Origin of the sequence: Bradyrhizobium japonicum USDA 6 (assembly GCF_000284375.1) — a bacterium.
Taxonomy (GTDB): Bacteria; Pseudomonadota; Alphaproteobacteria; order Rhizobiales; family Xanthobacteraceae; genus Bradyrhizobium; species Bradyrhizobium japonicum.
On record NC_017249.1, the window covers coordinates 3180218 to 3194580 of the forward strand.

Sequence of the window (14363 nt, forward strand, 5' to 3'; positions counted from 1 at the left end):
TTTCGTTGAAAGTCGCGGCCCCTTCCGAACAACCCCCGATGGGGTGATCAGACTCAAATAGATATGGGGATCAAAGGTCCGGACAACGAGCCCAAAGTCCAAATAAACTTGCACGATAGTTGGCATCGTTTGGCGTCCAGTTGCGTCGTGCAAAGAGCATTGCCGCGACAGCGGACTGCGGTGATCCCGTCAAACTCCCGGTCGTGAGCAATATTGACCAGCGGGCGGCGCTGCCGGGTCCATACTGCTGCGATCGCCGTGGACGCCGATCGGTGAGAGTTCGATAGTGCCGCTGCCCTTATTCCGCAGGGGGCGAGCGTGCTCGGGTCACAAGCCAGGGCCCCTAACGCCTCGCGCGATGTGGCGACCAGTGCTGCCTTTGGAGTGCAAGGTGAGGACGATGAAATGACAACGCTGCCGCGCAACGATCTGGACTGTCACGATTGGGCTACCCGGGCATCCGAGGCTCTTGCGCAAGCAAGGCAGTTGCCGGCTTGGAGCGATCCGATTCGAAGCCATCAGAAAAGCCGAGCAACTTGGCTTTGCCGCTGAGATGAGGAAATGGCTGATACCGAAGAAGCCCAACCGCGCCCCGAAACGGACTGGCTGACGGCGATCTCAGTTTCGAAGAGTAAAGTGCTGCTTTGCGTGAGAAGCTCCGGCCCAGAGAGCAGATCAGAAGGGCACTCCTAAAGGAACGGCCCCAGAGCGTGGGGCGCGCTGGGGCCGTCATTTCATCGGATGCGTGGGGGCACATGCATCCGGTCGCCGTCACCAAGTAACGCCGCAGACATTCGTTCCAGGAAATGCCCAAGTCGCGATGCTAGGAAGTGATCTCGTCGGTCCACACCTTGAAGCTCACCAGGGTGTTGGGCCCGAACGTCTGCGTAATCGGGACGTCAGCGGCGTCACGTCCCCGCGCAATCAGGATACGTCCAATCCGTGGCACGTTGTTGCGCGGATCGAACGTGTACCAACGTCCGCCAATGTAGGCCTCGAACCATCCGGCGAAGTCTCCTGGCGCATAGGGGGCGGCATGCCGATGTCGCCCAAATAGCCGGTGCAGTACCTTGCCGGAATGTTCATGCAGCGGCAGAACGTAATGGCCAGATGCGCAAAGTCGCGACAAACGCCCTTGCCCTCGTGGTACACTTCCCGGGAGGTCTTGGTGGCGCGCGCGTGCTCGTAGCCGAATTGAATGTGATTGTGGACGAAATCGCAGATCGCCTGAACGCGCGCCCATCCGGGCGGCTGCTTCTCGAAGAGCTTCCACGCGGTGTCGGATAGCTGGTCGGTTTCGCAATAGCGACTGCCGAGAAGATACACAATCGTCTCTGCCGGCAAGTCCTCGACCGCGTGTTGGGAAGCCGAGGGCACGGTGGCGTCCGGCAAGCCCGTGTCGCGAATGATGCCATCAGCCGCCAGCCGCAGTCGACCGGCTGGAGCAACGATACGGCTGCACCAGTTACCGAAGCCATCGCGGTATGGGTTGATCGCCACCGGAGGATCAGTGGTCAGATAGTCAGGCACGATAACGTCGGAAGCCCGGGTAAAATGAACGCCCAGGACCATGATCATGGGTGTGGGTTGCGGAAACTCGTAGACCATCTCATAGCCGACCCGGATCTTCACTCGGCGTCCTCCAAAGTCGAGAAGGCTGCTCGACTACTTCGATCTTGTGTGTGCTCACCCTACACTCGCGACACGGCGCGGCGCGAACCCCAACGCCCTGGTGGTGCTTGTGTTCCAGCCACTTCATCACAGCAGCAAAAATAGAGCCGACGCCGTTTTGACGTTGACCTCCACATTCATTCCAAGCTCGTCCTCGCGACTTCCCCAATAGGTGCCGAACAGGGGAATGGCCTGGCTCGGGATTCTGGCCACCGCGACGCGAATTAAGTCCCGGTTTCCGACGATGCCGTTGGTCGGATCGAACTCGACCCAGCCCGAACCGGGGACGTAAATCTGGCACCAGGCATGAGTGGCTCCCCCACCCAGCCAGGTAGGTCCATCGCGATCCGGTACGTAGATGTAGCCCGTGATAAAGCGCGCGGCGAAGCCCAGACTGCGTGCGGCTTCAATCATCAAAATGGCAAAGTCCCTGCAGGTGCCTTTCCTCAGTTCAAGTGTGGTGGAGGGAATTTGAGTTCCTGGCGCCGTGCGGCGGTCATATGCGAAGCCATCCGAGATTGCTTCATTGAGGGTCATCAGGAGCTGGCCCGTCGGACGTTTCGTCCCCCGCGTGAGAAAGGTGTCCAGCCACCGGCCAACATGATCTTCCGGGTCGGAGAACCATCTCTGAACATAAGGTGCCAGGTCAGGCGCCTCTTCGTCATGATACGTGAATGGATGGTCCTTCGCGTAGTCCTCAATCCTAAAGTCCGGGGCGTTCTCCGGAGTGTGGTCAACCTTGATTTCACAGTCGAATCGCAAGTAATCGCTCGCGCGGTCAAATTCGATGTGCGCGACGCAATTCCCAAAGACATCATGAAGCCATCTCACCTCTGAGGGCTTCGGCGTCACATCGAGCGAGAAGTCAATCAGTCGTTGATCGAAGCTGTCCCTCGGACGTGCCATTAGCTGATGCCGGCCGAGCCTTACCTCGCGCTCGTACCGGTACGTTGTACTATGCCGGACGATGAAGATCGCCATGATGTCGCCGGTCGACGAGGGTTAAGGGCTTACGATCCGCTCGAATGATGGAGACGGATCGCATTCCGACGGGAATGGTAGCTGGATTTGCCAGCAACTGGCGAAATCTTCGCAAGGCCGTGGCGCAAGTGATGCCAGGGCAGGGTCGCACGTCTGGTGGGATCAGACAATAAGGGCGGCTCTCGAGCCGCCCTCGTAACTGCCTGTCATACGCCTGGCGTGGTCGCCTAGCCTTCGATGATGTAGACGATCTCGTGGGTGCGCGGGCGAAGAACAATGTACCTTCCGTGCACGAGGATGAAATCGTATCCACGCCATTCCGGATAGATCTCGACGATACGTGCTGGCATCGGGTAATAACGGACGCCCGCCGGCACGGCCGTTCCGATCGAGAGGTTGAAGTTCACGTTTGCAACTTCCTCGACCTTCTCTTGCTTCATCGCCGAACTGATCTGGGTGCGCTTCTCGGCGGGAGGCGTCGCTGTCGCTGCGGCTGCGGCGTTGCCGGTCGTCTTGTTGTCCGAGGTCGAGGGCTTGGTCTCGGCAGTCGGAGTCTTCAAGTCCTTCGAGGTCGCGGCCGAATCAGACGATTTCGTCTTGCTTTCGGCTTTCATCTCGCTCGCCGCCTTGCCGCCCGAAGGCGACGTCGTTTCGGCGGCCGGATTCTTCAGGTCCTTCGTGGCGGCCGGCGTCGTTGACTCCGAGGCCTTCGACTTGCCATCGGCCTTCATGTCACCGGTCGTTTTCGCATCCGGCTTGCCCTGCGCTTGTTGGGGCGCCATCTCCTTTGACCCAGCACCTGGGGTAGCCTTCTCGACTCCCTTTGCCGCCGGTGCATTCATCGGCGCCGCAGGATCACCTTTCGGCGAAGCGGCCGTCGGAGAGTCCTTCGCCGCTCCTTGGTTGGCGCCTTGAGCTGTCGCAAACCCGGTGGTGGCCAATAGGGCCGCAACGGCCGCAGAAACCATTAGTGACTTTCTCATCTGATTTTCCAATTCAAATTCAATCTATGCCGACGGACGCCGGCCATAGGGTGCAACGGCTCCGACCTCCTAGAGTTCCGCTTTCTCCGATTGAACCATCACTCGAGCTGCGCAAGCCGTCATCGACGGCGGGCGATGGCAACTCCCAGCAGGAAGGCGACCAGCAGAGAGCCAAGAGGGCTTCGCGCGCGATATTGCTCAGGATGCTCAGCGGCATTCCTGGCTTTCGTCCAGCCTTTATCGCGCCCGCAACCCGATTGGCCGTCCCCTTCACGGCGTGGGAGACTTCCGCGATAGGAGATTTCGGCTCTGAAGCAGGATCCAGGCCTTCGTGCGGGAAGGGGCGAGCGGGATGTGGTCACTCATGATTCAATCTCCCAATCCAGCAATGCTCGGCTGCACCCGTCCCAAACGCTATCGCGTGCGCCGCGTCGGGCGCGCCAGCCATTGCGCCAACACAAATCCGATCGCGCCGGCGATCAGCATCGAACCGAGCGGATTATCCTGCACCTTCCTGGCGATCGCTTGTGTGCCCTCGCGGAAGGTATCGCCGCTGTTCTCATAGGCGTCCTTGGCGTAGTCGGCGGCGGCATCCGTAACGTCGCGCGCGGCGTCCTTGGCTTGGCCGTACAGGTTCTGCGCGGTGCCCTTCGCCTCGCGGAACCGGCCCGCTGCCTGGCTCTTTGCATCGCCGGCGATATCGCCGACGGTGCCCTCGAGCTTACCGGCGAATTCCTTCGCCGAGCCGGCAATGCGATCGTTCTCCATAGCGGATACTCCCTGGGGTGAAAGTCTCGGAGAGCTAACTGGTGGGATCACGCGGCGTTCCTGCGCGCACAGAGCGCGGCCTGCAAATGTGGTTGCGATCTGAGCTCCCAGCAGTCCACGCCTGCCGCTCGACCGCGCCGAAGAGACGGATCAAGATCGCCAGGAAAGCCGCTTTCGCTTCTGCGCAGCCTTGAATTCCAGGGCATGTCGTTGAACGGCGTGCTTGGCATTGAAGCTCCAACGACGCACGAGTTGCCATGCCGGCAGGGACGCGACCCAGTCCTGGCCTTGGCAAAACCTATCGTGGCACCAGGCGAAAGCAGGAATTGACATCAGCTTGTCGCGGTTGACGCAGAAGAGCCGCTCGATGAGCAGGAGTTTGAGAAGCTCGCCGACGATGAGGAGCGCAAACCCGCGACCGATGTGCCCGGTCGCCGTCAGGTAAGCCGCAAGAGGCTTGACAGGTTCAAGCAAGATGACCGGCACGAGGAACAGTGCCAGAGCCGGATACGGGCGAAGCGACTCGATCCACGCTCGCACGCGCTCGAAAAACCAGCAGTTCGCCAACCGGCGAAAGACAGGTTTGAAGAGAGTGAAAAAGACCGCGTCCACCAGGAAGTAGATGGCTGCGATCAGAAACACAAAGGGTTTGAACATGCGGCTCAAGCGGGTTCTCCAATGAACCAAGCGCGAACCCATCGTTAAGTTCACGAATTCAAGCGGCGAATTCCAGGACCCGCAACGGAACCATTGCTCTGCGTCCCCTTATGGCGCGCGACCAGACCTATTTTGGCGTCTCGGAACGAAATGAGCCGTCGCTCCTTCTCGTCCCACAAGGCCTTCGGCACACATCGCAAGCTCTGGACGAGGGTGATTCGGCCCACATTTGCGAGCTCCGGATGATCCCGGAGCACGTCCGGCAGCCGATAGCAGGGAATTCGACTGCATAGATGATGGACGTGGTGGACGCCGATGTTCGCGGTGAACCAGCGCAAGAACCCACGGCAAGTGATAGTGCGAACTGCCATAGAGCGCAGCTTCGTGAAAGCTCCAGGCTTCATCGCATGACCATGAGGTGTTCTCGAACTGGTGTTGGACATAGAACAGCCAGACGCCGATCGACGCAGCCAGAACCATGATCGGCAGATGCACCAGCAGGAATGGCCCAGGGCCTACCAGCCGGATCATGCCGACGATCAGAACCGCGATGGCGACGTTCGTGCCCATCGTGCTCAGCCATGGCTGCCAGCCGTTACGCATCATCCCAATCGGCAATCGATGCCGCAAGATGAACAGATATGTCGGGCCCACGCCAAACATGACGATCGGATGCCGGTACAGGCGATAGAGGATCTGGCGCCATCGAGACCGTGCGGCAAACTCACTCACGGTCAATGTATCGATGTCGCCCGAGCCTCTATGATCGAGATTGCCTGAACTCGCGTGATGCCGCGCATGGTTGCGCCGCCAAAAATCGTAGGGAGTTAAAGTGACAACGCCGATGGCTCGGCCGATCCAATCGTTTGCAAGTCGGCTGCGAAAGAAAGACCCGTGGCCGCAGTCATGCTGGATCATGAAGAGACGAACGAGCAGGCCTGCCGCGGGCACGGCCAGCAGCAGGCCAATCCCATGGCCGCGGACAACGCCGACGAGCATCAGAGCCCAGATGACAGAAAAGGGTACTGCCGTGATCACCAGCTCGAAAATGCCGCGCGCGTCATCGGGTTGGCGATACCGGGCGAGCAGCGCTGCGAGCGAGCGGGCTTCCGGTGGATATTGAACCATGTCTAACTGCTTTCGGAGTGAGCCGCCAAAGCCAGGCCGCGACATCATCGACGACCGGAATGATCACGACGAGCCCGGGTTCGGCACGAGGTAACCCATGACACCGAGCACCGCGCCGATAAGCGACGCGGGCTACCGCAGGACATGCGATGATCGAACCCAATGCTAATCCGCGTCCGGATGTCTTGCTGAGCAATATTGCTCAGTCCGGGAGCCGGCACTTCAGAAAGGACGCGGGTTGATCGAGGCTACGGGGTGTACGCTTTCGGGATGCGGCGAATGCGGGCCGGACTCCTTGACCGATCTTGCAATCACTTCTCGGAAAATGTGAGCAATATTGATCAGCAGCCGGTCAGGTGGTGCGCGATTTTGGTGCCGTCCGATTCGCTTCACGACCATAGGTGAACGGCCCCGACCCGGAAGGAGCATCACATGCCCGAAATCTTCGCGCGCCCCGAGCCCTCGCTTATTCCGATCGCACGACCGCGCTGTCCGAAGTGCCAGGGCCGCATGACGCTGACCCGGATCGAATCCGACCACGGCAATCCTGACCTGCGGACTTTCGAATGCTCCAATTGCGAGCTCGTCTGCCGGCTGCCGGCAGATGAACAAGTAAAATCACTCAAGACCTAAGGGCCCGAAGCCCGAAAAGGGAGTCCACTCACGTCACGCGATACGTCGCGCACAAGCTATGTGGCCGGGGTGCTCAGCGCGGCTATTGGCACGTCGAACGTGTACGAAAACCCCGTCGACGCATAGGCTAGTTGCACGTCACCCCGCAACTGCTTGCCCAGGGTTTCGATCAGCCGTGTTCCGAAGCTGCGCTTTGCGGGCGGCTGGACGACCGGGCCATTCTTTTCGGTCCAGGTGAGGTGCAAGCGTTGTGTCGCTTGGTCCACCGTCCAGATGATGTCGACGCGTCCCTCCGGGACCGACAGGGCGCCGAACTTCGTGGTATTCGTGCAAAGCTCGTTGAGCGTCATCGCGACGGCGATGACGGCACCCGACGCCATCCGGATATCGGGCCCCGTGATCGAGAATTTCGATTCGTCGGGATTGTCGAAGGCTTCGATGGCGCTGCGAACGACCGTGCCAAGATCGGCGCTGGACCATTTTGCCTGCAGAAGGAGATCGTGCGCCCGACCGAGTGCCAGGAGCCGGCCCTCGATGGCGCGCTGCGCGTGCTCAACCCCCTGCAGGTTGCGCAGGCTCTGGGAGACGATTGCGGCGACGGTCGCGAGCGTGTTCTTGATGCGGTGATGCAGCTCTTCGAGGATCAGCTTCTGCAGCTTGTCGGATGCCTCGCGTTCTTTGGCATCGATACCGGCCTTGGCAAGCAGGCTCCTCGTATTGATCTCAGCCTGCGCCAGGAGTAGTCGCAGGCTGACATTCTCCGCCGCCAGAAAGTCCTGGTGGAATTCTGCGCCGCCGGGGCGATTGTCCGTACGGAGATCAACTTCAAGCATTTGCAACTGTATCACCTTGGGCTGGGTGCCGCACTTGAATTCGGCCGAGCGTTCCCTCTGGCGGCATCCAGCGCCAAGAACGACGAGATTCAGGCGTGACCAATCATGCTGCGTAACTCAGCTATGATCTGCCAGGCTTGGAGTGGTTTGCCAAAAAATCTGCTGCAGGGGGGAAGATCGATGCTCGATGGGTTCAATTGGCCCGACACCAGGATGATCTTGATCGCCGGCCAACGCTTATGCACGGTATGCGCAAGACCCAGGCCGTCCATGCCGCCGGGCAACTGAATGTCGGTGTATATGAGTGCGACGTCGGACCTGGATTCCAGGATTGCGACGGCGTCGTCGGTATCCAGGGCTTCAATCGGCGTGTAACCGGCGTCTTCCACCATGTCGACCGCGTGCATGCGGAGCATCGTCTCGTCCTCGACAATGAGAACGACGGCCGGACTGCGCGAAAGATCGTGCACCATCGGATGGGCATCCACGGGAAAACGGGTGTGACTGAAACAAGCGATTGATCTGAGACAAGCATCTCGGTGCCCCTACGATCCATGCCCGGGTGCTGTTTTCCTAAATATCCGAGTTTGGGCCTGAGCGGTGGAGCGCGAAAAGAAGATAGCTCTCAACCGTCATTTTGCTGGCACGCCGACCCTGCCGCTGAAATGCTCGAGCATTTCAGCGGCGTTCTCCAGGATCGTAGCCATTTTCATCGCCTCCGCGCGCTCGTCTCCCGGCGGCATCTTGCGGGCTCCATCCAGGGCGTCTGCCGCCCGGATGTTCAGCTTGCAAGCTAACGACGATTGGACTCGCTTGACTGGCCGGAATGAGCGGTTGGCTTCAGCAGACGGCGCGGGCCCAACGAGGGAAATTACCACTGAATAAGCATCGCAGCAGCGATCAGCAGCACAAAGAAGATCGGCAGCAGTACCGGAGGCACCAGCCACTCGCGAACGCTGAATTTGGAGATATCTGACATAGTAACCGCCTCTAGGTCGCGGCGGGAGCACAATGCTCTCAGTCACCGATAACAGCCGAGGGGCGGGCGGTGATGTCTAGGATATAGTGCCGATCCGCAGAATTACGAGGCCAGGCGCAACTATTTGCTGTGACAGGATCGAGCGGGGTGGTAATCCGCTTCCAGCATAGCAATTTGGAGGGTGGCGCAACCGGATCGCTCCAAACTCCCTCCCTTCGCGCCAAGCTTTGGCTACCGCACATCTTGTCAGCGTATCGACCGGTTGCACGCAAGTGCGTCGGAGACAGGATCGGCTATCGCCATCGAATATGCCGCGACGCAAATCGCGTGCAGCCGGCACGGAGGTCTCGTGCTCCGACAACTGATCGGCCCCGACAACATGATCGAGTTTCCGAACCATAGCCGGTCTTATGACCGCACGCGGCGTGCCGTCCGATTCTGGGGACACGACAGCGCTATTGAGGCATCGTTCTTCATCAACGAAAATGCGCTGAAGCGAATTCAACCGGATATCGGTTGCGATGAGCCGGGCTTCCTCCGCGCATTCGATTCCAATCGTGACTTGATATGCGCCGCCGCTGCCAAGATGTACGTCCGCGGCAGCAGGGGCTCTTACGACCTGGTCGCCGCAAATTTTTGAACCGATCGTGCTTCTGGATTTCGCCTGATCGGCGAAACTGCTTGATGTGCTTCGATCTGGCCATCTGAATACTCTCGACTGACCACGAGGGGTAGCGGCAGAGTTTAACCGAGACTGAGCGTCAGACGCCGAGTGAAGCGTTCGATCTATGCCATTTGAAGATGGCCTCAATGAAAATGGCCGCGGAGTACTCCGCGGCCATTCATAGATATCCCGTCGTCTCTCAGTAGCGGTCGGTCCCGATTCCGACGCTCACGCCGGGAGCGCGGAAGCCGACGCCGGCACGGTCGTCATAGCCGCGCCGCTCGATGTAACGCTCGCGTGGAGCGTATCCGTAAGCATCGCGCCCGTCGCGGATGATAACATGGCGTTCGCCGCGTTCACGCCAGCAGCGACCATCTTCATTGCAGACCATGCGAACGTTTTGAATGTTGCTCTCCGGTGCAATCGATACACTGGCGAAAAGCGGGGCGGCTGAAGCGGCGGTCACAATAAGTGTACTTGCGGCGGCTGCCAGAGCGATTGCGAAGGTTTTCATAATAGCATTTCTCCAAAAGTGATTGTGTCAGTGAGCCAATAGGCTCGCGACAGGATGGTTCCAGGAGCTCGACTGTGAATATTTTCAACGCAGGTGCAGGCGAGGAGCAGGGTTTCCAAGTTGATGGCGGCTTGATACCCACACCCGAGAAAACCCGCCTGACGTCGGACGCGAAGGGGCGCGGGGCCCCTCGGTTAATCGCGACCTAGACTGGAAGTCGGTATCGGTGATTACGTCTCCGGGATTTGAGCCTGCTCGCGATCATATTAGACCGCAATGATGGCGCACGAACCCCCGACCCTTGGATGCATCGATCTGCCGCCAGTAACCCGCTGCCACGCCCGCAACCCCGGTGGCGTTCGGACCCTATCTTCACTGGGAGAGGAGCTTCATTATTTGGAAATGCTTGCTAAGCAATTGATGTTACTAGCGGCGAATTCGGCTATTTTTTTCCAAACGCGCTTTGAAATCGTTGAATAATCAAGCAGGTTTTTGATTCCGCCATTCGGATTCTGATCCGTTGCCCTCAAAAGGACGCTTAAGCCCGTGAGTTCGTTACGTACAGAAGGCCGGTAGGCGCGGGTCCTTGGGGGCGTTTGGAAACCGCTGCTAACTCTCGGCACACCGTCCAGAACAGTCTCCCGAGTTACACTGTCACACTCCTCAGGCGGCCAGTTCGAAGTCATGCTACCTGCTGAGTTCGTTCTTGCCCCTCGCCCAGAGTGTTTGGCTCCAATCGGACTTGGGTAACGGTGCTTCGGCTAGCCCCGGGACCGAGCCAATTGATCAGAGCTTTATGTTCCTTTAGCGACTCACCAAGTGCGGAAAACACGACGGTACTGATAGCTTGCTGTTGGCTGCGCAGGTGGTCTTCAACCAGCTTGTGCCGAGTGACATAGCCTGCGTTCACGCCAGGGATAGAATGGTTCATGAGGAGCTTAGCATCGAATTCGGAAACGCCGGCAGCGGTCGCAATCGTCCGAAATGTTTGACGAAGGTCATTGCCCCATTTTGACAAGACCTCTCGATCTTCCTTTGTTTCCGCTAAGTGTCCAGAGGCGCTCTCAGCGGGGAACAACCACTTTTGCGCCTGAGACGGCTGCATTTGCCTGCCGAAACGAAGCACCCGAATGAGACACAGGATCATTTGCCGAGATAGCGGGATGTCGAACGCTCGCTTGCTGCCTCCTTTGGGCTTTGGGATGTGAAGCGTACGCCGTCGAAAATTTATGTGTTCGGGTCTGGCCTGCTGCAAGGCGGTGGGTCTAGATCCACACAGCAATGCTAAAAGATGGAATTCGCGCCGGATTGGGTTCTCTAGATTGGCCAGTTCGAAAAACCATCCTTTCAAATCGCCGGTCCCCATACCAGTATTCCTGCGCTCTTCCTGATTCCAATCGACAGCATCTGCGGGGTTGTCACGCGGCAGCGATCGATTGGTCTTCCGCGCATGATTGTAGATGGCCCGCAGCGTCCGCATGCTGCCATTCGCGATGTAGGGACCGTTCTCCTTAGTAAGCTGATCATGCTTTTTGGCGACGCGAGCGGGATCATTCGCAAGATCCAGCAAAGGGGTCTTCAGCCATTCCGAAAAGAGGCGTTCAACGTGATCGCGATACCCGCTGATCGTTTTCTCGCTACGGCCTTTTCGGATCAAGTGGGCTTCCAGGTAGCGTTGCCAAGTCTGCTCCAGGGTAGCGGCCCCTACAGCACCATTCCCATCGGTCGCGGCTTGTTCTGAGTTTCCGTTCTCCCTCGCTTTCGGGTGCTGTCCCTTGCTGATCTGAGCAAGATATTCCTTGGCAATCGCGCGGGCTGCCCTGGTCGTCAACTCGCTGGCGTCACCGATCGATACTCTGATGGAGGAGGCCCGCTTTCCTCGTTGTCTAAGATCACCTTGAACAGTGAAGGTCCTTTTTCGCTTCCCGACGACCACGAAGAAGCCTTTCAACTCGGTGTCGCGAGCCAAATACCAGCCATCTTCAGGAGTCGGCAGCTGAGCGATGGCCTTATCGCTGAGAGCAATGCGAATGTCGGTCATGAGGGTCGACGTGAACTGCTAAAACGGTTTTCAAACGGTTTTGGCGAACTGAGGTGTTTGAAGGTCAGGGTTCGCTGGGCTGCGAAGCTATGCGACAAGTCTCTATAAATAAAAGACCTTTCTCGACTTCATCGTAGTGTGGCGCAGATTCAGAAATCGCAGAGAGGCGCCGGTTTTGAACTCTTAATCAGCGGGTCCCAGGTTCGAGCCCTGGTGCGCCCACCAAATCAGTAGTTTAGCGGGCAAAACCGTTTGAGCGTCTGATTTTTCAAACGGTCTTTTTCAAACCAACGGCCAACAGCGCCCGATAAAGAGGGGCGTCGCGCGACACTCAGCAGTTTGTTGGGATGACGGAACGGATCCTAGGCGTCGATCGGCAATTGCAGGCCGCGATCATCGCGAAAGTTGAGCAGTGCCGCAGGGCAAACCAAGTTGATGATCCAGTGACGGCTCAACGTCGCGGCGATCTTGCGGTCAAATATATCCATCAGATCAAGAGCGCCGCTGTCGAGTAAGTCCGCCAACTAAGGCGTCCTCGCGCTGTTGCACCGGCTGTCTCGGCGACATCGGCATCCCGGCGTCCCACGCCGCCCGGGGACTTTGCAGGCTGGTTCGAAGCCTATCTTGGCGCCGCTGGTACACATTCGATGCAGGCAACAGCACTCCGCGATTCGGCCGCGTCCTGATCGCGCAAGGCCGCGATGCGGCGGATGTTCCGATCGCCCAAACTTTCGACCCAACACGCTCGTCAGCTTCAAGGTGCGGACTGATGAGCGTGTGTAAAGGGCTCGCCTTGGGCGATTGGCTACCAGGCGGCTGAGATTGATCTCGCTAATTGGTTAGAAGGCTGCTACACAGTTCACATCACCGCGCGCTACGTGGCTGTTATCGGTGACTGAGAGCGTTGCGCTCCCGCCTCAACCCAAGAGAAGGCGGTCAGATGTCAAATTCCGACAAATTCGACATTCGTGAGTGGCTCGTACCACCCTTGTTGGTACCGGTCTTCCTCGTACTGCTGATTGCGGTGACGGCCATTTTATAGCGGTAAATCCGTTCAATCACGATGCGTCAGAACTGCAAACCGGGGCGTTGAGCCAGTTCAGGCCAAACGGGAGCCCAAAATGGCAAACACGGCAATCATCAGGGATGCCTACGGGGTTCCGGCAATCTTCGTTGGTTCGAAGACTGGCCGGGACGATGCGCCCTTTGTCTTCGTGAGGGTCGGAGGTGAGGAGCGCCGGATGCGTTGGTCCGAATGGGATGCTCTTCCGGCCTGGACCGGCGAGAGCCCCACCTGGGCGAGTAAAACCAAATAGCTATGGAGTGCTCAGCATGAGGATGGTTCGAACAGGCAGATGGACCGCGGCGCTTTTGCTGACATCCGCACTGGGCACATTCACGCCAGCAGCTGTTGCCGCGGAGCCGAATTGCCGTGCGATCGAAAGCACCAGCGCCCGCCTTTCCTGTTACGATGCGGCATTTCCTCCAAAAGCCAGGAAGCCCGCCGAAGCCGGCATCGACTCATCGTCAGGCTACAAGGATCCATTTCTTGCGGAAGAAGCCCGAACCGCCGCGAAGCTCAAGAATATTTGCCGCGGTTGCTGAGTTTCGCTTCCGAACATGCGCGCCAATTAAGAGACCTATAAGATGACGAACGATGCTAAAGATCGCCGAGTGGGCCGCCAACGAAAGCGCGCTCTTCATCTGGCGGGCACGGCTTTGGATGGGAGGGCAGACCACTCTGCGATTCTAAGGACCCATCGGCCAGAAAGCAGCGCCTGCTTGACGGGCCAGCGGAATTCAAAGCGGTCCGCGTCGATCGTTCGAAGAGACTTCAAGCGATGCTGAGTAACCGAGGTTTGTCGCCGCGTACGGTTGCTTTAGCCCCATAGTCGTGATCGCGTATGGAACATCAGGGCATTAAATATACGGTGGTCCAGACGATCAATCCGCCCGGCTGGAAATGGTCGTTTGAGCGAGACGGTCGGTCACCCCGAACCGGAATTGCCTTCAATCGAGTGGAGGCTGTCAGCGCAGCTGAACGAGCGATCAGCCGATCGCTCAGAGATCAGCAACGCCAATAGAAGCGCTCGGTGTGCAGCTCCTGCTTCAATTTGAATTTGGCCTCTGTCGTAAGGCGCAAGTGCTGATCACAGAAAGGTCGGCGCCAGGGCGGAGAATTGCAAGAGAGTTGCTCCCTGCCAGTACTGCATTGCAGACCATCGACTAGCTTCCGGCACTTCGCAAATAGTTCCTGCCAGGAACCGAACAAAGCGCTCGCTATTCGACAGATAAAGGCGCACTGTCCCACTGCCATCGAACGGCCCATAGCATCTATCGGTGGTGTGAACGCAAGTTGCGCTCCCGCTCAACCCCGCAGCGGAGCGTCATACATGCCGGCTCAACGGTCCCTAGAACAATCCTCGACATTCGAATACCGCCTCGCGCAAGAGGCGATCAATCTCCGCCTACAGGCCAGGGGAATGCCCGCTGGCGTCCGCCGCACGGAGC

The 14363-nt window shown here is 58.6% G+C and carries 12 protein-coding genes and 3 pseudogenes; 4 read left to right on the forward strand and 11 right to left on the reverse strand.

Going from position 1 to position 14363, the window contains the following annotated elements:
- Window positions 1–823 precede the first annotated feature (823 nt).
- The 6 genes and pseudogenes from BJ6T_RS14920 to BJ6T_RS43410 form a co-directional block, all read right to left on the reverse strand.
- Window positions 824–1632: pseudogene (locus tag BJ6T_RS14920) on the reverse strand (transglutaminase-like domain-containing protein).
- 126 nt (window positions 1633–1758) lie between these two features.
- Entirely contained in the window at window positions 1759–2652 is an 894-nt protein-coding gene (locus tag BJ6T_RS14925) for a transglutaminase family protein (RefSeq protein ID WP_028170278.1), read from the reverse strand.
- A gap of 227 nt (window positions 2653–2879) precedes the next feature.
- Window positions 2880–3647 carry a DUF1236 domain-containing protein gene (locus BJ6T_RS14930; protein ID WP_225895066.1) on the reverse strand — a complete coding sequence of 256 codons (768 nt, stop codon included), beginning with the start codon at window positions 3645–3647 and terminating at the stop codon, window positions 2880–2882.
- A gap of 402 nt (window positions 3648–4049) precedes the next feature.
- Window positions 4050–4403, reverse strand: a complete 354-nt coding sequence (locus BJ6T_RS14935; RefSeq protein WP_014493227.1) for a CsbD family protein — start codon at window positions 4401–4403, stop codon at window positions 4050–4052.
- A 150-nt stretch (window positions 4404–4553) separates the two neighbouring features.
- Entirely contained in the window at window positions 4554–5060 is a 507-nt protein-coding gene (locus BJ6T_RS14940; protein WP_049803101.1) for a hypothetical protein, read from the reverse strand.
- Window positions 5061–5110: 50 nt separating this feature from the next.
- A pseudogene (locus BJ6T_RS43410) lies at window positions 5111–6188 on the reverse strand (fatty acid desaturase).
- A gap of 432 nt (window positions 6189–6620) precedes the next feature.
- Between BJ6T_RS43410 and BJ6T_RS14955 the strand changes: the two are divergent.
- A complete protein-coding gene (locus tag BJ6T_RS14955; RefSeq protein ID WP_014493230.1) occupies window positions 6621–6821 on the forward strand; it encodes a hypothetical protein in 201 nt (66 codons plus the stop codon).
- A gap of 56 nt (window positions 6822–6877) precedes the next feature.
- Here the strand turns inward: BJ6T_RS14955 and BJ6T_RS14960 are convergent, their stop codons facing one another.
- On the reverse strand, window positions 6878–7654 hold the full coding sequence (locus tag BJ6T_RS14960; RefSeq protein ID WP_028170281.1) for a sensor histidine kinase: 777 nt from the start codon (window positions 7652–7654) through the stop codon (window positions 6878–6880).
- Between the two features lie 89 nt (window positions 7655–7743).
- Window positions 7744–8127, reverse strand: coding sequence for a response regulator (locus tag BJ6T_RS14965; RefSeq protein WP_028170282.1), 384 nt, complete (start codon window positions 8125–8127; stop codon window positions 7744–7746).
- An 855-nt stretch (window positions 8128–8982) separates the two neighbouring features.
- Between BJ6T_RS14965 and BJ6T_RS14975 the strand changes: the two genes are divergently transcribed.
- A complete protein-coding gene (locus tag BJ6T_RS14975; RefSeq protein WP_014493234.1) occupies window positions 8983–9273 on the forward strand; it encodes a DUF1488 family protein in 291 nt (96 codons plus the stop codon).
- A gap of 223 nt (window positions 9274–9496) precedes the next feature.
- Here the strand turns inward: BJ6T_RS14975 and BJ6T_RS14980 are convergent, their stop codons facing one another.
- The 3 genes from BJ6T_RS14980 to BJ6T_RS47180 all read right to left on the reverse strand — a co-directional run bounded on the left by BJ6T_RS14980 (window position 9497) and on the right by BJ6T_RS47180 (window position 12376).
- Complete coding sequence (locus BJ6T_RS14980; RefSeq protein ID WP_014493235.1) at window positions 9497–9811, reverse strand: hypothetical protein; 315 nt, start codon at window positions 9809–9811, stop codon at window positions 9497–9499.
- A gap of 682 nt (window positions 9812–10493) precedes the next feature.
- Window positions 10494–11852, reverse strand: a complete 1359-nt coding sequence (locus BJ6T_RS14985; protein ID WP_014493236.1) for a tyrosine-type recombinase/integrase — start codon at window positions 11850–11852, stop codon at window positions 10494–10496.
- A 362-nt stretch (window positions 11853–12214) separates the two neighbouring features.
- The gene (locus tag BJ6T_RS47180; RefSeq protein WP_014493237.1) at window positions 12215–12376 is read right to left on the reverse strand and encodes a hypothetical protein; all 162 of its coding nucleotides are present in this window, start codon (window positions 12374–12376) and stop codon (window positions 12215–12217) included.
- 11 nt (window positions 12377–12387) lie between these two features.
- On the opposite strand from BJ6T_RS47180, the pseudogene BJ6T_RS48290 reads away from it, so the two are divergent.
- Window positions 12388–12635: pseudogene (locus tag BJ6T_RS48290) on the forward strand (transglutaminase family protein); the annotation flags it as partial.
- A gap of 549 nt (window positions 12636–13184) precedes the next feature.
- Complete coding sequence (locus tag BJ6T_RS43420) at window positions 13185–13457, forward strand: hypothetical protein (protein WP_080588817.1); 273 nt, start codon at window positions 13185–13187, stop codon at window positions 13455–13457.
- Window positions 13458–14363 lie beyond the last annotated feature (906 nt).

Coding starts and splice junctions, on each gene's coding strand:
- BJ6T_RS43420 (WP_080588817.1), top strand. CDS start 13,185: ATGAGGATGGTTCGAACAGGCAGATGGACCGCGGCGCTTTTGCTGACA.
- BJ6T_RS14940 (WP_049803101.1), bottom strand. CDS start 5,060: ATGTTCAAACCCTTTGTGTTTCTGATCGCAGCCATCTACTTCCTGGTG.
- BJ6T_RS14960 (WP_028170281.1), bottom strand. CDS start 7,654: ATGCTTGAAGTTGATCTCCGTACGGACAATCGCCCCGGCGGCGCAGAA.
- BJ6T_RS14985 (WP_014493236.1), bottom strand. CDS start 11,852: ATGACCGACATTCGCATTGCTCTCAGCGATAAGGCCATCGCTCAGCTG.
- BJ6T_RS14925 (WP_028170278.1), bottom strand. CDS start 2,652: ATGGCGATCTTCATCGTCCGGCATAGTACAACGTACCGGTACGAGCGC.
- BJ6T_RS14935 (WP_014493227.1), bottom strand. CDS start 4,403: ATGGAGAACGATCGCATTGCCGGCTCGGCGAAGGAATTCGCCGGTAAG.
- BJ6T_RS14980 (WP_014493235.1), bottom strand. CDS start 9,811: ATGAAAACCTTCGCAATCGCTCTGGCAGCCGCCGCAAGTACACTTATT.
- BJ6T_RS14965 (WP_028170282.1), bottom strand. CDS start 8,127: ATGGTGCACGATCTTTCGCGCAGTCCGGCCGTCGTTCTCATTGTCGAG.
- BJ6T_RS14955 (WP_014493230.1), top strand. CDS start 6,621: ATGCCCGAAATCTTCGCGCGCCCCGAGCCCTCGCTTATTCCGATCGCA.